Source organism: Prevotella sp. MA2016 (assembly GCF_000619825.1).
GTDB lineage: Bacteria > Bacteroidota > Bacteroidia > Bacteroidales > Bacteroidaceae > Prevotella.
This window is the reverse complement of record NZ_JHUW01000011.1, coordinates 123,018-145,340: the sequence shown is the minus strand read 5'-3', so window position 1 is coordinate 145,340 and position 22,323 is coordinate 123,018. Positions and strand designations below refer to the sequence as shown.

Here is a 22,323-nt window from a genome sequence, read left to right as displayed (position 1 = left end):
GAGGCTATTCTATCAATTCTTTCCACTTACTGATAATATTCTTTATATCAAATCTTAGTGCGATAGACTTTGCTTGTTCCGATTTTTCCTGCCAGTTGATATGTGTAGCTTCTTCCAATCGGTTTGCTAAGTCCTCTACATCTCCGTTTTTGAAATACATGCCAAAATCGCCCATAATTTCTTGGCTTACAGGTAAGCCTGATGAAATGATGGGGAGTCCATGTGACATAGCCTCAACCAATACCAATGGCATTCCCTCCCATCTGGAACTAAGCACATATATCTGTGCTTTCGAATAGTAATCTTGAATATGATTGGTGAATGGATGAATTGCAATTCGGTCTTCTAAGTTATAATTGGCAATCATCCTTCTATAGATGTTTTCTTCTGCACCTTCACCAACGATATCCAATTTCCATTCGCTATTCTTTTGCGCAAACAGATGGAATGCTTCTATCAATAAGTCAATTCCTTTATGTAGAGGAGTGAAACGTCCAATGGCAAGAAATCTTTTACTTGTGCCTGTTGACGATGGCCCTTGCTTGAGCGTTAATGGGTTATATATCACTGCAGGTGTAAATGCGCTATCAAATGCGGTAAAGCGATTTGCGTCATCTTTACATAAAGCCACTACCTGATCTAGTTTTTTAAATTGATAGATGTAATGCCTTCGTCTTTTAGCACCGATATAATAATGTGAATCATTGCCAAAAAGCGCTTCATACGAATTGTGTAGCCATCCTATCAGTTTCGTGTCAGGCAGACTCTTTCTTAATGTGGCCAGCCTTGCTGCTAATGGAGCATGTACACCTATTATGATATCGTAATGGCCTTGTTTTAATTCTGCGTGCAAAGCATTTTTAAGTTCTGAGGGATATGAACAATGGGCATATAAATCCGAACACCATTTTGCTTTTGGCTGAAGTGAAAGATAGAGTGCGCTGCAGGCTTTACAAATGTATTGTTTCAGTTTGCCTACCTGTGGATATGAAAAGAACCGATATGTGATGTCTGCTTCGTTGAGGTTGTATAGTGATTTGTCTAACTGTTCAGGTTTGTCAAAAGTTACAATACTTACATCATAATCCTTTGCCAATTCCTTGGCAATTACAGCGGTCACTCTTTGCACACCGCCAATACTGAAGATGCTGTCAACTACAAAGCAAATTCTCTTCATTTCCACATAAAAAGTATTATTACGTTGACAAAATTACGAATAATTTTGGATTATTCCAAATTTTATCCTATATTTGCACAAAAATCTGATTGAATATGATGAATGAATACGATTATCTGATAGTTGGAGCAGGCATATATGGTGCAACATTTGCATGTCTGGCTCATCGACAAGGAAAACGCTGTTTAGTGATAGATAAGCGCAACCATCTTGGGGGTAACATCTATTGCGAGAATATCGAGGGTATTAATGTTCACAAGTATGGTGCTCATATTTTTCATACGTCGAATAAAAAAGTATGGGACTTCGCAAATTCTATTGTCGAATTCAATCGTTATACCAATTCTCCTATAGCTAATTATAAAGGCAAACAGTACAATTTGCCATTCAATATGAATACCTTCTATCAGATGTGGGGTGTGCTTACACCTGCTGAAGCTCAGGCAAAGATTGAAGAGCAGCGCCAGGAAGCATTGGCAAAGATGAAGGCCGAAGGCGCTGATGAACCCAGGAACTTGGAAGAGCAAGCCCAGCTGTTGATAGGTAAGGATATCTATGAGATACTGATCAAAGGTTATACAGAGAAACAATGGGGGCGCAAATGCAGCGAACTCCCAGCTTTTATTATCAAACGTCTGCCGGTACGTTTCGTTCATGATAATAACTATTTCAACGACCGTTTCCAGGGCATCCCCATTGGTGGCTATAATAAGCTCATTGATGGTTTGCTAGAAGGCGTTGATGTCAAACTGAATGCTGATTTTTTTGACGACCGTCAGTATTGGGAGAGTATTGCTGATAAAGTATTATATACTGGTAAACTTGATGAGTATTTTGATTACCGTTTCGGAAAACTCGAATATCGTACTGTTCGTTTCGAAGAAGAAATCCTCGATACCCCCAACTACCAGGGTAATGCAGTGATGAATTTCACTGATGCCGAGGTTCCTTATACTCGTATCATCGAGCACAAGCATTTTGAAATGTTTGGTGATGATGTATATAAATGCCCCAAGACTGTTATTTCTCGTGAATATTCCACAGAATGGCAAGACGGCATGGAGCCTTATTATAGTGTCAACGACGATAAGAACATGGCCCTTTATCAGCGATACAAGGACCTGGCCGATCAAGAACCCAATCTGATTCTTGGTGGTCATCTGGCCGAATACAAATATTACGACATGGCTCCCATCATGGAGAAAGTAATGGGGTTATTCGGACAACTATAAGGAGGGTAAAGTTTTGAAGAAATTAGCTTTTCTGTGCAATAACATGAAATCGACAAACGGGGTCGAACGTGTTTGGTCCCAGAGGTTAAGTCTGTTGGCGGAAAGTGGTATGTACGAGGTCTATTTGATCACATACAATCAATACGGCGCTCCTTTCTCATTCCCCATCTCCGATAAAGTCCATTATATTGATCTGGCAACGAGATATATTGAGCGTTGTTCTTATCATGGTTTGTTTCAATATATAGATAGGTATGTTTGTAGGAAATCATTTAAACGATTATTTCATCGATGTATTGAAGATATTAAGCCACATGTTGTGACTTGTGTTGATATGCATTTAGCTGATTTGGAGGCTGTTATTTCAATAAAATCCGATGTCGTGAAGGTTGTTGAGTGCCATTGTGGTCTTTCTGCTTATTTCGAGGATTTAGAGAAAATAGAAAATAAGTATAAGAAAAATAGAGAAAGATCTCTGAAACAGAAGCAAATCCTGACCATTAGCAAATTCGATAAAATTATTGTAATGACAGAGAATGAAAGAGTAAAATGGCATTTAGATGATAGAGTTGTCTTTATTCCGAATATGCTTGTATCTTATCCAGAATGTCTTCCAGAATGTACAATTTCGCAGCATCGCATTATAAGCGTAGGTCGTTATGCTTATCAGAAAGGATATGATTTGTTAATAGAAGCTTGGAGGGTTGTTCAAAAAGAACATTCTGACTGGTCGCTTCATATTTATGGAAGCCACGATGGTGATGTGGGGGATTATGATCAATTGCAAGATGTGATAAATAAGAACTTGATATATAATGTCTATCTGCATCCGGCAACTAATGATATCTATTCTAAGTATTGTGAAAGCGATTTTTATGTACTATCTTCTCGCTTCGAGTCTTTTGGCTTGGTCTTGATAGAGGCAATGTCATGTGGCTTGCCTGTTATTGCATTTGATTGCAAGTATGGGCCTGGTTCTATTGTGAATGATGGTGATACAGGAATTCTTGTTCCGCCATTAGATGTGCAGAAATTAGCTCAATCAATCTGTTATATGATAGAGCATGCTGATGAGCGTATAAGAATGGGGCGAAATGCACGAACTGCTGTCCTACCGTATAAAGCAGAAAGAGTTATGTCTATCTGGCATCATTTCTATCAATCTGTATTGTGTGCAAATAAAATATAGTTTATTACCTTTTGCATTTGATTTTCCCATGATAGATGTTTTATTGAAGTTCTTATATCTGCGGGTGATAGTGTGAGATGCTGATAGAAATCTATGATTCGATTAATGTCGATCGGTGTCTCGTCGGCTGGAGCTTTTAAAACATATTTTTTGTCATCGAAATCCTCATCTGTTTCAGAATAGATAAATGGTATGCCTCTTGCAGCATATTCCCTGTTTTTGAGTGTTTTTATTTTGTCTATTCCTACACGATGCCTTCCTAAACTTCCTATACCAAAGTCACACTCGTCGAAAATCTTATCAAGTTCTTCTCCATGTTTTTTACCATGAAGTATGATATATTCTTCAAGATGATGGTCGGCAATTATTTGTTTGAACATTAATTCGTCGTTAGCAAAGAAGAAATAACCTACTATATGGAACTTTACGATGGTATCGTGGGGCGCGGCGTAATATGCTGCAAGTCCTTTGATGACTCTGTCGAATCCATGCCAGGGGTGAATCTCTGCAACGCCAATTAAATTGATAACAGATGAATCGGTCGTGTTTGATTTTTTTATTTTAATGCTGTCGAAATCAATGCCATTTGAAATACGGATAGTTTTCTTTCCAAATATCTCATTTACATCAGAAAATGTAATAATGGCATCCAATTGCTTGGCCAAAATATGCCTAAATAACCTGTCTTGGAATATTTGTTTGCCCATACCTTGTGATAGGTATTCTGCATCGTAGGGGTATGTTGGTATCTCCATAACCACCTTCATACCTGCTTTTTTCATCTTTTTCACCATGTTGATGGTGAAGGGATTGGCATTATGGTTGGATCGTATATATACAAATGTGATATGCTCTTTAATAGCATATTTGACTATAGATGAGAACTCTGTCCTTTTCAAAATTTTGCTCTTAAGACCGCTTCCATAATCAGCAATGATCTGCCCGTCAACCATTCTTGTTTTGTTGCCTTTTTCTTCCATATAGCATAAATGCGTGTGGATGCCACAAGCATTGAGGGCATTTATCTGGTAAGTTATTTTCTTGCTGATTCCATTATTTGGATCGAAACCGTGAAAAACTATAAATAAAGCTTTCTTATCCATCTTTAGATGTAACCTTTTTTCTTTCCAATAGTTGTGAGAATACTTGTTGTCATGAATGCAGGAATGACACCTAATAGATAGAATGCAATATTAATCATTCTGTATTTCTTGAACCTAAGGATTTCTTTTATTGACAACGGATGCTTGAGTGCGTCTTTGATTACTTGGTTTTCAAGTGTTGGAACAATTCTATCCTTATTCTTTAAAAAACCACAAATGGCATAGAACATCAATATCATTCCTTTCGTGCATCGGGTTTCAAAATATGGCTTATCTTTTAATTCTTTGCATTTGTCTTTTAAATAAGAGTACACTCTTATAAACTCCTTAATATCATCGAGTTTGATTTCTTTTCGGTATTGATAGTTCGAAAGAGAGTTGTCTCTAATCACATAGTAATATGTGTAGTCAGTAATCAATACTGCACTGTTTACCAATGGTGTAAGGTCGCAACTGCAAATCATATCGTCGCAGAATTTGGCCTTCTTGAATCTGATATGATGTTTTTCTATGAAATCATGTCTTATAAGAGTATTCCATATATAGTCTCTGAATGTTGGATGTAACGACTGATTAGCAAATCTCGCTAAACCATCAGGCTCGTTGATCACTAAATAAGGCTGGTTGAGATAGGCTTGGCCAATATCTATATATTGTCCTTCTGGATTAACAGGTTTTACTGAGCCATAAACAGCCTCTGCATTATGCTCTATAGCTTGAAGGTATAGTTTTTCAATACAGTCTTCTGAGATGTAGTCGTCTGAGTCGAGTAGAAAAATGTACTCTCCTTGTGCTTCTTCCAAAATGCGATTGCGTGCAGCCCAACACCCCATATTCTGTGGTTGTGTGATAATTCTGATATTTTTTCCACGAGGATGTGACTCTTGTAATTCCTTGATGATTTCAATGGAGTTATCTGGCCCCCAATCGTCAATGGCAAGTATTTCTATATCGTCTTTGAAAGTTTGATTCAATACAGAAAGCATGCACTTTCGGATATACTTCTCTACGCCATAAACAGGCATGCCGACAGTAACTTTGTATTTGTAACTATCCATCTTTGTGAACTGTTTGTTATTTGTGCGCTAAGATACGTGTTTTTTTTCAGAATTGCAAATCAAACACACTTTTTTTATTCTTTTTTCTCAAAAACATAGCACTTTGTTTGGTAGTATGTTTGAAATTATGTATTTTTGCAAAAAATAATATAGCAGTTATGATACCTAAAATTATTCATCTGTGCTGGCTGAGTGGTGATCCATATCCCCCAAAGATAGCTAAATGTCTTAGTACATGGAAAAAGTATCTACCAGATTATGAGGTGATGCTTTGGGATACGAAGCGTTTTAATCTGAATTCGTCCATTTGGGTTCGTCAAGCATTTGAAAAAAAGAAATATGCTTTCGCTGCAGATTATATTCGATTTTATGCCCTCTATAATTATGGTGGTATATATTTGGACTCAGATGTAGAGGTATTAAAGAGTTTTGACGATTTGCTGGATTTGCCCTATTTCATGGGTGCAGAGAAAGCTCAAACGCCGGAAGCTGCAATTATGGGCGCTGAGAAAGGCTGCGATTGGATAAAGGCTTGTTTAGATTATTATCAGGATCGTCCTTTTGTCAATGAGGATGGAAGTTTGAATATTCAGACTGTTCCTGATATTATGATTCGTCAAATTGAAGAGATAAAACCAATACGGGTTCTAACTCTTGAAGATAGTCTGAATATACGTAATTTGGACATGCAAAAAGAGGTTTTAGAGTTTAATGATGCATTCTTTTCTCCAAAAGTATTCGATTCTCGTGAGGTAGAGATTACTCCCTATACATATGCTATTCATCATTATCAAAACTCCTGGTTCTCTCCTAAAGCGAAAGCGTATTATCGACTAAGAGCGTATTTTGTTAAATTCTTGGGACGGGATGTTGTTAGAAAAGCAGAATTGTTCCTTATGCCGTGGAAATTTAAATAAATTGATTATAAATATTTGTAATCTTACTAGCTTTTTTTGGATAATAGAGATTTGATATTGTGATAGATGTTTTGTATAAAACGCGCCTGTCTGTTGCTTAGATGTTTCCAAACAAAGCGATTTATTCTCATGTTAAGTGGAAACCAACTTCCTCTGAAATGGTGTATTGAGAATGTTTCTTTAGTTAATTGATCGAATTCTGAAGTATCGCAATTTTTAGGACTAAAAAACATAGATGAGAAAACTTGTACAGAAGAACTTGCTGATTGGAAATCTGATATCTTGTCCAAAATAGATATAGTTTCAATGTTTTGTTTCATGATATGTGGAATCATGAAAGAATAATCAAAGGATCCATCTTCTTTGATAAAATGCCGTTGATGATAAGACTTCATACATTTATGGAGAAACTCATTGCCTGGTTGGGCGCCAAAAGTGGCCGCTTCAATATATTTTCTATCTGAGTTCTCCATCCCCAAAACATATTCAAAATCTAAGAGAGGAGAAAAGTCTTTTAGGACTTCTACGTCTGTATCAAGATAAAAATCACCATATTTGTACACGGCATATAGACGGATATAGTCAGAAGCATGAGAATACACTTTGGCCTGATAGGCTTCTTTCACCCAAGGTTCATCAATTTCTTTGAGACATGATTTGTCCCAAAGACGTAATTCCCATCCAGGTAATTTCTCTTTCCAACTTTGGATGCACTTCTTGACTAGTGGGGGATACTCATCTTCTCCTAACTAGCAATAATGAATTATTTTTGGAATCATATTTATAATTTCTTGCAAAGATACGTTTATTTTATTATTTTTCCAAATGTTCTATTTGGAAATGTTGTTAAATATTGTACATTTCCGCAAAATATTGTGGTTGTTTTATTAGATTTAGTGTAACTTTGTATTCAAAAAGATAATTATTAATGAATGATGAATAGATACAAGATAGTAATCTGCACGCCGGCAATTTATTCTGCTGGTGGCGTTGAGAGAGTGGTGGCTGTAAAAGCGAACTACTTTTCTGAGCATTTGGGCTATGATGTGACTATCATTGTAACTGAAGGAGAGGGTAGGAAATGTTTTTTTCCACTTTCTGACAGCGTCGAGGTTATTAATTACGAGTTAGACTTTGAGGAGTTGTGGAGATTGCCTTTTTGGAAGAAGGTGCTTGTCTATCTGCGTAAACAGCATGAATTTAAAAGAAGATTAAAGGCAGATTTGTTGAGAATCCGTCCAGATTTTGTTATTACGACATTACGACGAGAGATAAATTTTGTTAACAAGATTAATGATGGAAGTTTTAAGATTGGCGAGTTACACGTGAACCGTGCCAATTATCGTAACTTTGATGAGCAAGGCTCTAATTGGGTTAAAAGGTTATTTGCTCGGTTTTGGATGAACAATCTTTTAGAGCATCTGAAACGATTGGATAAAATGGTTGTCTTGACGGATAATGCCTTCGGCGACTGGCCAGAACTCTGTAATGTTGTGAAGATACCTGATGCTCTTCCATTCCGGATAGATGGTAAAAGTGATTTGTCTGTTAAGCGTGTCGTGTCAATAGGGCGTTATGCCTATGATAAAGGGAATGACTTGTTGTTACAGGCATGGGCAATCATCGAGAAAAAAATGCCAGACTGGACTTTGGATATTTATGGCAATGGTAATCAGGAACCTTATCAAATGCAAATGGCTGAATTAGGCATAGATCCGCATCGTTGTCATCTTTATGGACCAGTATCTGATGTAAAGAAAGAATATCTTGCTAGTTCTATTTTTGTGCTCCCTTCACGTTTCGAAGGTTTTGGGCTTGTTATCATCGAAGCGATGGCATGTGGCGTTCCTGTTGTAACTTTTGATTGTGAGAATGGTCCTCGATCTATTATTACAAATGATGTGGATGGCTTCCTTGTTCCGCCGTTTGATGTTAATCTGATGGCAGAAAAACTTATACTGTTGATGAAGGAACAAGAGCTGCGATGTAAAATGGGAATGAATGCACAAGCTGCAGCTTCTCAATACGATATCGATAGGATTGGGCAGCAATGGAAACAATTATTTGATGAGTTGAAGAACCGATGAAGCAGTATGATGTAACAATAGGTATTCCCATATACAACTCAGTTAGTTGTATTCAGACTTCTTTGATGTCTGCTTTAGCTCAGTCGTATCCGTCTATTGAGTTTCTCTTGGTAGATGATGGCTGTGATGATGGAACAGTTGATGTGGTGAGTTATATCATTGCTGAACACTCTAGACGAGATGATATCCATATTATATCTCATCAGAAGAATCTAGGCGTTTCTGCTTCCAGAAACCAGATTATTGAAGAGGCAAAAGGCGAATATCTCTATTTCATGGATTCTGATGATACGATCGAAGAAAATACGATAGAACTTTTGATACAAAACATTCGGCAATATGATGCAGAGATGGTTTTTGGATCATACGAGAAAGTTGATATGTCTGGGCACCGAGTGGTTTATCAATATCCTTCATTGCAATTTTTCGGAGATGATGAGTTGGCTAGCTTTGCATATCGGAAATATGCAGGTATTCAGGCATCTGCCTGTAATTATATAGTAAAGACAGAACTTCTACGTAGCCATCATCTGCGGTTTATTGATACTAGTTATTGGGAAGATTTTGTGTTTACTTTTGATTTGGTAACTGTTGTCTCGCGTGCAGTATTGCTTCCAAATATAACTTATCACTATATTTGCAGATGTAATTCTTTATCGCATTATCAGGAGCGTATAGGGATTTCAAAAGATGAAGTCATGCAGAGTGTGAAAGCGAATAGGCATCTTGTTAAAACTTCGTATATGCTATGTGATAAGGTCTATTTCCCCAACCGTTGCTATGTTGTGGCAATGACTAATTTTTACGTTGCCTGTGCCATTTTGAAACGCAGGAATGCAATTACACCTTTTTTCTCTAATCAAGAGATCAAATCTATCATGTGTCATCCCGCTTCATGGCGGCAGATCTGTTCTTTCCGCCAGGCACGACTAAAGAATATGTTTATATATATGATAGGTAAATTGCCTTCTTCATTATGTGTGGCCACAATATGGCTGATGGGTAGAGTGAAAAAGTTAATCTGAAATTTGGAGATTTGTAGAAAAGTTTGTATCTTCGCACACAAAACCTATGCATTATGGCTAATTGGTACGAAAAATATCTGTCAATATATGGTAAATCTTTGGCTGAGATTCCTGTCGCTGTGCTGGATGAGATCAAAACCAATCTTGCTCAGAAACAGAGTCAAGAGCCTTTGGTATCTGTGGTAGTGATAGCATATAATGAGGAACGCAGGTTAGCTGCCTGTTTGTGGTCTCTCAGTGAACTCCAGACCAAATATCCCATAGAGATACTGGGAGTTAATAATAATTCCAAAGATCGCACCGAAGGGGTCTATCAACGTTTGGGACTTCCATATTTCAATGAACAGAAACAAAGTCCCGGATTTGCTCGTAGATGTGGGTTAGAACATGCTCGTGGCAAATATCATTTTTGTGTTGATGCAGACACTTTTTATCCGTCTCAATATGTTGATTTGATGATGACCAAGTTGGCAAAACCAGACGTGTCGTGCGTCAGTTCCTTCTGGAGTTTCTTTCCAGATGAAAACCATTCCCGATTTGGATTGTTCTTTTTTGAAATGATTCGCGATATGTTCTTATTTGTCCAGCATTTTAAACGTCCAGAACTTTGTGTACGAGGTATGGTGTTTGCGTTTAATGCAGAATATGCACGGCAGGTTGAAATTAGAACAGATATTCGTCGTGGCGAAGATGGTTCATTGGCATTGTCATTAAAACCATTTGGTAAAATTGCTTTTCTCTATAATCGTAAGGCTCGTCCTGTTACTGGTTACGGAACAATTGGCTCTCAATCACTTTGGCAGAGTTTTGTGCAGCATGTTAAAATACAAGGAAAGGGCTTATCGCGTATATTTTTCAAGAAAGATCACTATGAGGATAGTGAAGATAATCTCGTTAAGCAAAGATGATACTGCTATATGTAACAGATGCTTACGCTGTATTGGGTGGCCTGGAAAGGGTGCTGGCAGACAAGATGAATTATCTTGCAGAAGAATGTGATTATGATATTTATCTTCTAACCATTAATCAAGGGCGTCATGATTTCCCTTTTCCGTTGCATCATAAGGTAAGGCATATTGATCTGGGAATAGGTTTGCATCAGCAGTATGCTTATCATGGATTCAAACGCTTGTTGAAGAATAGAGAGCTGTATCGTTTACTAGAGAGAAGAATACACGAAACCCTTTTGCATGTAGCAGTTGATGTGATGGTATGTGTAAAGCTTGATTTCGTGGGTGTTCTGAATAAAGTTCGTAGGAATGTACCATTGGTGGTTGAGTCACATTCATTATGTAAGGCAGAGGAGATTGCTGGTGCAGGATGGCTTCGCCGACTTCATGTTTGGACTTTCAAACGTCAGGTTAGAAAAGCAAGTGCGGTGGTCGCTTTGACTGCTGGTGATGCTAGGGATTGGCGTTGTTATAATCAGCATGTGTGTGTCATTCCTAATGTAGTTCATTTTAGTGATAGGTGTAACAATAATAGTCGTACAGAGAATTCGGTTGTTTTTGTTGGTCGTAACGACAAACAAAAAGATATCAACAGCTTGCTTCATATTTGGTCTTTGGTTTATGCCAAGCATCAGGATTGGACACTAGAGGTCTATGGCGATTTTGAAATCAATGCACCAGGTATCCGTGTGTTTAAACCCACTTCAGATATGATGGCGCATTATAGTTGTGGCGCAATACTGATTCTTACTTCGCTTTTCGAACCCTTTGGCTTGGTGCTTCCAGAGGCGATGAGTTGTGGCTTGCCAGTAATAGCATTTGATTGCCCTTATGGGCCAGCAGAGATTATAACCGATGGGGGCGATGGCTTCTTAATCAAGAATAGGAATGTTAAGGCATTCGCTGAACGTGTCTGTCAGTTGATTGAGAATCCTGATTTACGTATTCAAATGGGGCAAGCTGGCATCGAGTCGGCCCAACGTTATCGGGCAGATGTTATTATGCCAAAATGGAAGGAACTTTTCGAGCAGCTTTGCCGAAAAGGATAGGCCATCTTCTTCTGTAGATAATCAATGGTAATAGCACGAGTTCTATGGTGAGTGCTATCATCAGGCATGCGCTCCAATCATAAATGATGTTAGGATGATGGAGTGTCTTCTCTATACCAAAATCTATGATGCCTATCATCATCCGGTGTAGGCCGAAAATGAGCATGGTGCCGATAGATATAAGTGTTATCAGTTGGCACTTGATACTATTGAGTGCCTTTGCTAGGTGGATAAAGGCGATGACTGATATGAGGTTGACTACATAGTATAGCGCAATATGAAGGGGGAATATGTCCTCGTTGATATGCCAATAAAACAGAATGAGACAGGTCGATAGGGTGGTGATACCTATGGCTAAATCTTTTGCTAGATTTAATGTCTTCAAATGTTCCCATTGGTGGGAAACATTTCCAAGGAAGAAGAAACACAGACAACGAATAAAACCATGATAGGTAATATATGGGGCATAGTGGTAATATTTGTTTGCACCATAAAGTATCATGGTTATGATAGAGATAATCAGCATCACTTTCTGGCCGTGTCTGTATCGATTAAGCACATCTGTAAGGAGGTGCATCATGAATAGTGCAATCAAGAACCAGGTCACGCCATTCAACTCGCAGGAGAAACTGCTGTTTAATTGGCCTAATAGTGTACCCGTTATCGGTTTGATGGCGTCAGAGAGTGTTATGCTGTCATGCTCAATATAGAACTTAGCCAACCAGTAAGGGTAGTAGAGTGCATTATATAATAAGTAAGGTATTAAGAGGGCATAGCCATATTTCTTGGCTGACTCTTTTACTGAAAGTTCTTCTTTCTTCAGATAGCCAGAGATAAAGAAGAATGTAGAAAGAATAACCGATGCTAAAAACTGCAGATGAAAGGTGTCTTCCTGTTGAGGTAGGTGGCAGAACACCACTACCGTCATACAAAAGGCTTTAGCCCAATCTATCCAGTTAATTCTTTCTTTCATGATGCAAAAGTAGCATTTTCTGCTGAAATGCACAAATGTTCCAATATTTTTCTGTACTTTTGTGGGCGAAATGGGTAAACAGAGAATTGAATACATAGACGCGATGCGAGGATTTACGATGATTCTCGTGGTGTTTGCACATGTGTGTCATTTCTGTTTGGGCGATTCGCGGATGGGTTATAATGCCGTGTTTATCCTGTTTCGATTACCATGCTTTTTTATGATTAGTGGCTGGCTGTTTGAGTCGGTAGCTCAACGCCCGTTTAAGGACGTCGCCAGACATAAGGCGATGGTACAACTGCTGCCTACCTTTATATTTCTGTTGCTCTTGGCACCACCACCAGAGTTTTTTCATCAGTTAGGTACGCTCAAAGGAGGGTATTGGTTTACCTTTGCCCTTTTTGAGTATTTTATCCTCTATATGCTGCTGATTCGTATCAGCAGAAAGTGGACGCCGTTGATGGCTGTGGCATTAACTGTTGGTGCTTTCATATATGCCCGCTATTATGATAGTCTGCGTTCTGTAGCCGATGGTTATCAATTGTGGTTGATAGATGCATCTGGTTTCCTGAGCATAACCACCTGGCGCTTATTCTTGTTTTTTTATTTAGGAACTTGTGTCAAGCGGCATTTCGATACCTTTATTCGATGGACGGATAAACCAGTAGTAATCGCATTGGTTACGGCTGTCTTTGCCTTGGTTGCTTCCACCTCGCACCATGACAATCTGATGTTCGAGATGTTCCGCTTCTATGTGGGGGGGATTACTGGTATGGTGATGGTATTTACGTTCTTCCGACTTACTTCTGCATGGCTTCAAAGATGGCATGTTTCAAAACCTTTGCAGTATGTGGGTACGCGAACATTGGATGTCTATCTGCTGCACTATTTTTTCCTGCCACGATTCCTCATGGCTTATGCAGAACAGCTAAAAGCATACGACAGTCAGTTTGTTGAGTTCGTTGTGATACTCCTGATATCGTTGGTGGTACTGGCGCTTAGTTTGATTGCCAGCTATGTGATTCGTCTCAGTCCGTTCTTAGGGCATTATCTGTTTGGCGTGAAATATAGCGATAAATCCTAAGTCAGGTTCTGGAAGGTGTAATACCATAGCTTATGCCACCAGTCTTGTAAGGTGAAGTTTCCGCTCATCGTCTTGTTCAGCAGAAATTTGCCTTCGTCTTCAAGGGGCTCAGCAAGCAGATGCCCAGCATCAAGGTTAAATACCTCTTTCATCAGCCACATGATGCCGCGAGTAAAGCGGGTCAGTCCTAAGTTCTTAATCTCCTCTTCTAAGGTTCTTTCTGAAAATTGATATTGATTTTTATTCTCATCACCATAGTGGAGTACAAAGAATAGGTCCATTAAATCTCGTAATCGCATTTGGCGATCAAGAAAAAGGTTGTAAAGATGAACAATCTGAAGAATGATGGTCATCGCATGCGATGGCACAATCAATTCGCCCACTTTACTGAACATCAGGTCGTTGTTTAAGAGCAGCCACTTCTCAAATCGATGATTGCGCTGATTTGCTTTGCCTGCATTCAGCTCGGTAAAGACGTGTACGTTGATATCCTTCCATTGATTCAAATCCACTTGGTTCCTATAACCAAATACATAGAGGCTTATGCTTCTGGTGTATCTCTGCATTTGAAGTTCACGGTCGTAGAAACGTGCCAATCCTGGTCCGGTTATAATGGATGAGCGCAAGTGGTGCGTTCGTAATTCCTCTTGAAGTCTTATCAGTCTTCTGCTCCTGCCACGATTCATTTCTTTGGTTTGCTCTACTTCTTTCAACCAGTCGTGCGATAATTCCTGAGGCGCCACAAGCCCATGTTCCTGTAATCTGGTAATACCATGATAACAGATGCCTGCTATAGCATGGCGTCTGGACAGCTCGAATAATTTTCGCCACTCGTCTGGTTCGGGGAAGCGGCTCATGCCGTCTAGCTGTCCCACTGAAACTTGCACTAACTCAAAGAATAGTTTTCTCATCGTGGTAAAACATGAAGATACTTAATGATAACGATCGTGATACCCAGTGCTAATATGGATGAGGCTATGCACCCCAGTACCATATAAAGCATGGCGGCAAAAGCATTGATAGGTGTGAAACCGCCCAGTAATATGCCGCAAAACAGCAAGGGTAGGGTGGCTAATGCTAATGTTGATAAGTTGGCAATGGTAGGTGAAAGGATGGCCAACACACTAGTACGTATAAAAGGTATCAGCGATTGCCATTGTGAGGCGCCATTACCTAAAAGGAAATCATATTGTGAGCGATTCTGTTGCAGCATGTTCACAAAGTTGCTCACCCCTTTTATCTGCATGGTTGCTGTATGTCCAAGTAGGATAGCCATTACTGGTACAAACCACCTAACCGTGATGGAGTCTATGGGTAGTACGGTAAACAGTAGCCATAATCCTGTCAGCAACACGCCTGTAAACATACCGCCACAAGTTGGAAACAGATAACTTTTGACAGGCACCTTGCATCTGTTGATGACAAGCCATCCTGCCCATATCGACATCACTAACAACCATCCTGTTGCTATCCACAGGCTGTTAATCTTATACACACCCCAGATTACTAACGAGAATACAAATAGTTGTATAATGCCTTTTGCAAAAGCAAGGGCAAATGGTCTGATGGATGGGCGGTCGAAAAGATAGAGCGCTCCCAAAGGCAGCGCTAAAAGCAGAAGTGCTAGTAGTGTGTGCAGTATTAATGATGTCGTCATGATATGAACTGGTTTAAATCAATAATATGGTGGGAGTTAGCAATGAGCTGAGGGTTGCGACTGGCTATCAGCACGCATTTGCCCTTAGCTGCCTGCTCTTGCAGTAATTGCAACATCTGAGGCGCATATCCTGGTGAGAGATGAGCTGCAGGTTCATCAGCCACAATGATGGTCTTGTCTGTTGCGGCTGCGATAGTCTCACTAGCCAGACGGAATATATCCTCTGATGACAAAGGTTCTGTCTCAGGAATACTTGTTGCTGTAGGCAGGATGTTATTCCATATACAATATTCTTCAGGTTCAGTAACTGGTATTTCTGGCTTGTATAGATGGTGGCGCAGCATGTGCATGGTTTGAGGCAGATAGCACATCAATTTACGGAATGCAGGTGCTGATTGTATCGTTAATAGTTCGCCGTCCACACTCACAAATCCTTCTGTAACAGGTAGAAACCCCATTAGCGTACGCAGAAAGGTTGTCTTTCCCGAACCTTCTGGGCCCGTGATGCAAGTTATCTTTCCGTCGTCCGCAATAAAGGATAGATTCTTTACTAAAACCTTCCCTGAAACGGATATTGTAGCGTCTTTAACCTCTAACATAGCAATTTGTTAATGCAAAATTACAAAAAAATCTCATCATGCCATCAGTTATTACTCATTTTTTTGTAACTTTGCGCCAAAAATATGAGCATAGAAAAATTTAATGGAGAAAAAAGGTGGCGTTTGCCAGCTGAATGGGAGCCACAATCAATGGTGCAGCTAACTTGGCCGCACGATAAAACTGACTGGGCGCCCATGCTCAATGAAATCACTGAGACTTACAAGGAGATGGCGGCCGCCATCTCAAGCCGCGAGAATCTTCTGGTCGTTGGCCCTGAGGAAGTTGAGTTAACTGTCAACTGTCAACTGTCATCTGTCAACTCAAACGACACTTGGGCTCGCGACCATGGTTTTATCACGTTAGTAGATGATGCGGGTGGCGCCCGTCTGCTTGATTTCTGTTTCAATGGTTGGGGTGAGAAGTTTGCTGCCAATCTTGATAATGCCATCAATCGCCATATCTATGATGAAGGTCTGGTGAAAGGCGAATATGTTGACTGCCTTGATTTCGTGCTCGAAGGTGGTTCGATTGAAAGCGATGGCAAAGGTACTGTTTTTACCACTTCATGCTGTTTGTTGGCACCTCATCGCAACCAGCCGATGACTAAGGAGGAAATAGAATTGCGACTCAAGCGCGATCTCTGTGCCGAGCGTGTGCTTTGGATAGATTATGGTCATCTTGTGGGAGATGATACAGATGGACATATCGATACCTTGGTGCGAGTGGCTCCTCATGATACCTTATTATATATAGGTTGCGACGACGAGAATGATGAACAGTATGCCGACCTGAAAAAGATGGAAGAGCAGCTCAAGACCTTCCGAACCGTTGATGGTAAACCCTATAACTTGATAAAGTTGCCTATGCCTCGCCCCATCTTTGATGAAGATGGCGAGCGTTTGCCTGCTACCCATGCCAACTTCCTGATTATGAATGGTGCCGTCTTGGTGCCTACTTACAATCAGTCTGATTTAGATGCTGAGGCTATGAAACTGATAGGGGAAGCTTTCGAGGGCAGGGAGATAGTCGGTATAGATTGTAGAAGTATTATTAAGCAGCATGGATCTCTTCATTGCTGCACCATGCAATATCCAAGATTATGAGAGAACTGAGAGTAGGTTTTTTGCAGCAGCATAATACTGCAGACGTGAAGGATAATATCCTGAGATTAAGCGAAGGAATTGCCGATTTGGCAAGACGTGGTGCACAGCTCATTGTATTACAGGAGCTGCACAATAGCCTGTATTTCTGTCAGACCGAGGATGTGGATTTATTTGATCTTGCTGAACCCATACCAGGACCGTCAACCCGCTTGTATGGTGAACTGGCCAAGCAGTTGGGCGTGGTACTTGTCGTGTCGCTTTTCGAGAAGCGTGCCCCCGGCCTGTATCATAACACGGCAGTGGTTATCGAGAGCAATGGCGAGATAGTCGGCAAATATCGTAAGATGCACATTCCAGACGATCCTGCTTATTACGAGAAGTTTTATTTCACACCTGGTGATTTGGGCTTCCATCCCATCCAGACATCAGTCGGCAAGTTAGGTGTACTGGTGTGCTGGGATCAGTGGTATCCAGAGGCAGCCCGCCTGATGGCTTTGCAGGGAGCTGAAATGCTCATCTATCCTACGGCCATTGGCTATGCCGAGAGTGATACTCCCGAGGAACAACAGCGCCAGCGTATGGCATGGCAAACCGTGATGCGTGGTCATGCCGTGGCTAACGGATTGCCAGTAGTTGCTGTTAATCGTGTTGGTTTTGAAGCGGATCCTTCCGGTCAGACTGGAGGCATTCAGTTCTGGGGTACCTCATTCGTGGCCGGTCCTCAGGGCGAAATCCTTTATGAAGCATCTACCGATGATGAGGAGAGTATTGTCTTAGAGATGGATATGGAGCGCTCTGAACAAGTTAGGCGTTGGTGGCCATTCCTGCGTGATCGGCGCATCGAGGCCTACGGAGATATAACCAAGAGGTTTATCGATTAAAGGTAAAAAGATAAAAAAGTAAAAATATAAGATACAATGTCAAATCAACTAAGATTCCAGGTTGTAGAGGAAGCTTTCAAGAAAAAAGCTGTTGAGGTGAAGGCGCCTATCGAGCGTCCTTCTGAGTATTTCGGAAAGTATGTTTTCACTCGTGAGAAGATGTATAAATATCTGCCTATCACAGTGTACAACAAACTGATTGATGTAATTGACAATGGAGCTCGTTTGGACCGTTCGATTGCTGATGAGGTGGCCGATGGTATGAAGAAATGGGCTCAGGAGATGGGTGCAACCCATTATACCCACTGGTTCCAGCCTTTGACTGAAGGTACAGCCGAGAAGCATGATGCCTTTGTAGAACATGATGGCAAGGGTGGTATGGTAGAGAACTTCAGTGGTAAGTTGTTGGTACAGCAGGAACCTGATGCTTCAAGTTTTCCTAATGGTGGTATCCGCAATACCTTCGAGGCTCGCGGCTATTCTGCTTGGGATCCTACATCACCAGTATTCATTATCGATGATACACTCTGTATTCCTACCATCTTTATAGCTTATACTGGTGAAGCGCTCGACTACAAGGCACCTTTGTTGCGTTCGCTGCATGCTGTTAATAAGGCTGCCACCGACGTGTGCCAGTATTTCTATGAAAATGTAACCAAGGTTCAGGTGAACTTGGGTTGGGAGCAGGAGTATTTCCTGGTTGATGAAGGCTTGTATTCGGCTCGTCCAGATCTGATGCTCACTGGTCGCACCCTGATGGGACACGAAAGTGCCAAGAACCAGCAGATGGACGATCATTACTTTGGTACTATCCCCGATCGTGTGCAAGCTTTCATGAAGGATTTGGAAATTCAGGCTTATGAGTTGGCTATTCCTTGTAAGACGCGTCATAACGAGGTGGCACCTAATCAGTTTGAGTTGGCACCAATCTTCGAGGAGTGTAATCTGGCAGTCGATCACAACATGTTGCTCATGTCGTTGATGAAGAAGGTGGCTCGTAAGCATGGTTTCCGTGTACTGCTCCACGAAAAGCCTTTTGATGGTATCAATGGTAGTGGTAAGCACAATAACTGGAGTCTGACTGCCGATAATGGTACTCTGCTCCACGCTCCTGGTAAGAATCCTGAAGAGAACCTGCGTTTCGTTACCTTCATAGTCGAGACGCTGATGGCTGTATATAAGCACAACGGTCTGCTCAAGGCCTCTATTGTGAGCGCTACAAATGCTCATCGTCTGGGTGGCAATGAGGCACCTCCTGCCATCATCAGTTCGTTCCTGGGCAAGCAGCTCACAGAGCTCCTTGACCATATCGAACTTTCTGACAAGGATGACCTCTTTAATATTAAGGGCAAGCAGGGTATGGAGATTGATATCCCACAGATTCCTGATTTGATTATCGATAATACCGATCGCAACCGCACGTCACCATTTGCGTTCACTGGTAACCGTTTCGAGTTCCGTGCACCAGGTTCTTCGTCTAACTGTGCATCGGCTATGATTGCACTTAACTCGGCTGTAGCTGAGGCGCTGCAGAACTTCAAGCACCGTGTGGACAAGCGTATTGCTAAGGGCGATAGCAAACTTTCTGCCATTGTTGATGTCCTGCGTGAGGATATCAAGACTTGCAAACCTATTCGTTTTGATGGTAATGGTTATAGCGATGAGTGGGTGGCTGAGGCTGCTAAGCGTGGCTTGGATGTAGAGAAGTCAACACCGAAGATTATCGAGCATTATCTTGATAAGGATAGCATTAAGATGTTCGAGTCGGTTAAGGTGATGAATCGTAAGGAGCTCGAGGCACGCAATGAGGTGAAGTGGGAGACATACGTGAAGACTGTTCAGATTGAAGCTCGTGTTATGGGCGACCTCTCGATGAATCACATCATTCCTGTGAGCACACACTATCAGAGTCAGCTCATCAAGAATGTACAGGGCATGAAGGATGTGTTCCCCAAGGCTGAGGCTGAGCGTCTCTCGGCTCGCAATATGAAACTGATTAAGGAGATCGCCGAGCGTACGGAGCGTATCGAACAATTGGTTGATGACTTGACAGAAGCACGTCGTGTGGCTAATCGCATCTATAATATCCACGAGCGTGCCATGAGCTATCATGATACTGTTTGTCCAAAGATGGATGCTATCCGTTATGAGATAGATCATCTGGAGATGATTGTGGAAGATGGTCTGTGGTCGCTGCCTAAATATCGCGAATTATTGTTTATAAGATAAAAAGGTATATATGAAGAAAATCATCACAATACTATGGCTAGTACTGACTGTGTTAAGTGTCAGGGCCCAGATAATGGACCCAGTACACTTCACCACACAGTTGAAGGATTTGAAGAATGGCGAGGCTGAGCTCGTCTTTAAGGCTACCATTGATGCCGGTTGGCATGTTTATTCTACCGGTCTTGGCTCTGATGGCCCTATTTCAGCCACGTTCAACTCTGTGAAAATGGATGGTGCACAGCCTGTTGGAAAATTGCAGGCTCGTGGTAAAGAAATCAAGCAGCAGGATAAACTCTTCGGGATGGAAGTACGGTATTTTGAGAATGCTGTTACTTTTGTACAAAAGATAAAGTTTACCAAACCCAAGTATGATATCGACTGCTATGTGGAGTATGGTGCTTGTAATGATCAGGCCTGCCTGCCTCCATCTGAGGTTCAGCTGAAAGCGTCAGGTGCAAGTTCTCTGGCTGAAAGTCAGCCAGAGCAGCAGATTTCTGCTGCTGATACTAGCCTAACTAGTCCGGCTAGCACTGTTAGCCCCGCTGCCGATTTCGGCAGCGATAGCCTGGCTGCCAATCTTTGGACGCCGGTTATCTCTGAGCTTCAGGCTTTTAATGGCAATTCGGCACCTACGGAGAGTATGGCTCTGTGGTTGATATTTATCGAGGGCTTCTTGGGTGGCTTCATCGCTTTGTTCACGCCTTGTGTATGGCCTATCATTCCAATGACGGTATCCTTTTTCTTGAAGCGGAATAAGGATCGTTCTAAGGCAATCCGTGAGGCGACTACTTATGGTCTGAGCATTGTAGTTATCTATGTGCTGTTAGGTTTGGCAGTAACCTTACTGTTTGGTGCTAGTGCGCTCAATGCTTTGGCAACCAATGCGGTGTTCAACATCTTCTTCTGTCTATTGCTGGTGGTATTCGCCGCTTCGTTCTTAGGCGCATTTGAGATAACTCTGCCGTCATCTTGGTCAACAAAGATTGATGAGAAATCAGAGAGTACCACTGGTCTGCTGAGCATCTTCCTGATGGCATTTACCTTGGCTTTGGTATCGTTCTCTTGCACTGGTCCTATCATTGGCTTCCTGTTGGTGGCTGTCTCAACTCAGGGTAGCATTGTGGCACCAACTGTAGGTATGTTGGGATTTGCAATAGCATTGGCCATTCCATTCACATTGTTTGCCATGTTCCCCTCTTTGCTCAAGTCGGCTCCTAAGTCAGGAGGCTGGATGAATGTCATTAAGGTGACACTTGGTTTCATTGAATTGGCTTTCGCACTCAAGTTCCTCAGTGTGGCTGATTTGGCTTATGGCTGGCATATCCTCGACCGTGAGGTGTTCTTGGCATTGTGGATCGTCATTTTTGGTCTGCTGGGTGCTTACCTCTTGGGTTGGATTAAATTCCCACATGATGACGATCAGCATCGCACCAATGTGCCTCAGTTCTTTTTGGCAATGGCATCGTTGGCATTCACTATCTATATGATTCCTGGTTTGTGGGGCGCACCACTTAAGGCCATCTCTGCCTTCGCTCCTCCGATGAATACGCAGGACTTTAATCTGCAGAAGACAGTGACCGAAGCTAAGTATAAGGACTACGAGCAGGGCATGGCTGCAGCCAAGGCTGAGCATAAGCCTGTCATTATTGATTTTACAGGCTTTGGATGCGTCAACTGCCGTAAGATGGAAGCTGCTGTATGGAGTGATCCTCAGGTGGCTGACATCCTGAATAATAAGTATATCTTGATATCACTTTATGTGGATGACAAGACACCACTTGCTACACCTATCGAAGTAGAGGAGAACGGGCAGAAGCGCACATTGCGTACTGTTGGCGATAAGTGGAGCTATTTCCAGCGTGTCAAGTTTGGCGCCAACGCCCAACCATTCTATGTGATATTAGACGAAAAAGGCCACCCGCTTGCGGGTAGCCGTTCTTACGATGAGGATATTCAAGGATATATAGATTTCTTGAATAAAGGTTTGAAATAGAAAAAACCCCGCTTCA

The 22,323-nt window shown here is 41.4% G+C and carries 19 protein-coding genes and 1 pseudogene; 12 read left to right on the top strand and 8 right to left on the bottom strand.

The window, feature by feature from the left end; all coding sequences use genetic code 11:
• Positions 1-4 precede the first annotated feature (4 nt).
• Complete coding sequence (locus T360_RS0109370) at positions 5-1,177, bottom strand: glycosyltransferase (protein ID WP_028912552.1); 1,173 nt, start codon at positions 1,175-1,177, stop codon at positions 5-7.
• Positions 1,178-1,275: 98 nt separating this feature from the next.
• Here T360_RS0109370 and glf point away from each other — a divergent pair, with 98 nt between their 5' ends.
• Both glf and T360_RS0109360 read left to right on the top strand, forming a co-directional pair.
• Positions 1,276-2,409 carry a UDP-galactopyranose mutase gene (gene glf, locus T360_RS0109365; RefSeq protein WP_028912551.1) on the top strand — a complete coding sequence of 378 codons (1,134 nt, stop codon included), beginning with the start codon at positions 1,276-1,278 and terminating at the stop codon, positions 2,407-2,409.
• 13 nt (positions 2,410-2,422) lie between these two features.
• A complete protein-coding gene (locus T360_RS0109360; RefSeq protein ID WP_155949465.1) occupies positions 2,423-3,598 on the top strand; it encodes a glycosyltransferase family 4 protein in 1,176 nt (391 codons plus the stop codon).
• Here T360_RS0109360 and T360_RS0109355 read toward each other — a convergent pair.
• Positions 3,568-4,701: a glycosyltransferase family 1 protein gene (locus tag T360_RS0109355; protein ID WP_028912549.1), complete on the bottom strand. Its 1,134-nt coding sequence runs from the start codon at positions 4,699-4,701 to the stop codon at positions 3,568-3,570. The genes T360_RS0109360 and T360_RS0109355 overlap by 31 nt on opposite strands.
• A gap of 2 nt (positions 4,702-4,703) precedes the next feature.
• Positions 4,704-5,759, bottom strand: a complete 1,056-nt coding sequence (locus T360_RS15815; RefSeq protein ID WP_028912548.1) for a glycosyltransferase family 2 protein — start codon at positions 5,757-5,759, stop codon at positions 4,704-4,706.
• Positions 5,760-5,917: 158 nt separating this feature from the next.
• Here T360_RS15815 and T360_RS0109345 point away from each other — a divergent pair, with 158 nt between their 5' ends.
• A complete protein-coding gene (locus T360_RS0109345) occupies positions 5,918-6,676 on the top strand; it encodes a glycosyltransferase family 32 protein (protein ID WP_028912547.1) in 759 nt (252 codons plus the stop codon).
• Positions 6,677-6,702: 26 nt separating this feature from the next.
• Here the strand turns inward: T360_RS0109345 and T360_RS15070 are convergent.
• Positions 6,703-7,410: pseudogene (locus tag T360_RS15070) on the bottom strand (glycosyltransferase family 32 protein); the annotation flags it as partial.
• A 198-nt stretch (positions 7,411-7,608) separates the two neighbouring features.
• On the opposite strand from T360_RS15070, the gene T360_RS0109335 reads away from it, so the two are divergent.
• From T360_RS0109335 to T360_RS0109320, 4 genes are read left to right on the top strand one after another with little or no spacing between them, the layout of a single operon-like run.
• Positions 7,609-8,763 carry a glycosyltransferase family 4 protein gene (locus T360_RS0109335; RefSeq protein ID WP_028912546.1) on the top strand — a complete coding sequence of 385 codons (1,155 nt, stop codon included), beginning with the start codon at positions 7,609-7,611 and terminating at the stop codon, positions 8,761-8,763.
• Positions 8,760-9,788, top strand: a complete 1,029-nt coding sequence (locus T360_RS15810) for a glycosyltransferase family 2 protein (protein WP_028912545.1) — start codon at positions 8,760-8,762, stop codon at positions 9,786-9,788. The genes T360_RS0109335 and T360_RS15810 overlap by 4 nt, the downstream gene beginning before the upstream one ends.
• Before the next feature lie 53 nt (positions 9,789-9,841).
• Positions 9,842-10,696, top strand: coding sequence for a glycosyltransferase family A protein (locus tag T360_RS0109325; RefSeq protein WP_028912544.1), 855 nt, complete (start codon positions 9,842-9,844; stop codon positions 10,694-10,696).
• Positions 10,693-11,787, top strand: coding sequence for a glycosyltransferase (locus tag T360_RS0109320; RefSeq protein ID WP_028912543.1), 1,095 nt, complete (start codon positions 10,693-10,695; stop codon positions 11,785-11,787). The genes T360_RS0109325 and T360_RS0109320 overlap by 4 nt, the downstream gene beginning before the upstream one ends.
• On the opposite strand, the gene T360_RS0109315 is transcribed toward T360_RS0109320, so the two are convergent.
• Entirely contained in the window at positions 11,738-12,760 is a 1,023-nt protein-coding gene (locus T360_RS0109315; RefSeq protein WP_028912542.1) for an acyltransferase, read from the bottom strand. The two genes, T360_RS0109320 and T360_RS0109315, sit on opposite strands and share 50 nt — an antisense overlap.
• A gap of 70 nt (positions 12,761-12,830) precedes the next feature.
• Here T360_RS0109315 and T360_RS0109310 point away from each other — a divergent pair, with 70 nt between their 5' ends.
• Entirely contained in the window at positions 12,831-13,844 is a 1,014-nt protein-coding gene (locus tag T360_RS0109310) for an acyltransferase family protein (protein WP_155949463.1), read from the top strand.
• Here the strand turns inward: T360_RS0109310 and T360_RS0109305 are convergent.
• From T360_RS0109305 to T360_RS15805, 3 genes are read right to left on the bottom strand one after another with little or no spacing between them, the layout of a single operon-like run.
• On the bottom strand, positions 13,841-14,755 hold the full coding sequence (locus T360_RS0109305; RefSeq protein WP_028912540.1) for a nucleotidyltransferase family protein: 915 nt from the start codon (positions 14,753-14,755) through the stop codon (positions 13,841-13,843). The two genes, T360_RS0109310 and T360_RS0109305, sit on opposite strands and share 4 nt — an antisense overlap.
• A complete protein-coding gene (locus T360_RS0109300; protein WP_028912539.1) occupies positions 14,752-15,501 on the bottom strand; it encodes an ABC transporter permease in 750 nt (249 codons plus the stop codon). Before T360_RS0109300 ends, T360_RS0109305 begins: the two co-directional genes overlap by 4 nt.
• Complete coding sequence (locus T360_RS15805) at positions 15,498-16,100, bottom strand: ATP-binding cassette domain-containing protein (RefSeq protein ID WP_051523496.1); 603 nt, start codon at positions 16,098-16,100, stop codon at positions 15,498-15,500. Before T360_RS15805 ends, T360_RS0109300 begins: the two co-directional genes overlap by 4 nt.
• An 84-nt stretch (positions 16,101-16,184) precedes the next feature.
• On the opposite strand from T360_RS15805, the gene T360_RS0109290 reads away from it, so the two are divergent.
• From T360_RS0109290 to T360_RS0109275, 4 genes are read left to right on the top strand one after another with little or no spacing between them, the layout of a single operon-like run.
• Positions 16,185-17,204 carry an agmatine deiminase family protein gene (locus T360_RS0109290; RefSeq protein ID WP_028912538.1) on the top strand — a complete coding sequence of 340 codons (1,020 nt, stop codon included), beginning with the start codon at positions 16,185-16,187 and terminating at the stop codon, positions 17,202-17,204.
• Positions 17,201-18,085, top strand: a complete 885-nt coding sequence (locus tag T360_RS0109285; RefSeq protein WP_028912537.1) for a carbon-nitrogen hydrolase — start codon at positions 17,201-17,203, stop codon at positions 18,083-18,085. Before T360_RS0109290 ends, T360_RS0109285 begins: the two co-directional genes overlap by 4 nt.
• A gap of 36 nt (positions 18,086-18,121) precedes the next feature.
• Positions 18,122-20,314: a glutamine synthetase III gene (locus T360_RS0109280; protein ID WP_028912536.1), complete on the top strand. Its 2,193-nt coding sequence runs from the start codon at positions 18,122-18,124 to the stop codon at positions 20,312-20,314.
• Between the two features lie 10 nt (positions 20,315-20,324).
• Positions 20,325-22,307 (top strand): cytochrome c biogenesis protein CcdA, encoded by a 1,983-nt coding sequence (locus T360_RS0109275; protein WP_028912535.1) that lies wholly within the window; start codon positions 20,325-20,327, stop codon positions 22,305-22,307.
• The last annotated feature ends 16 nt before the right edge of the window (positions 22,308-22,323 follow it).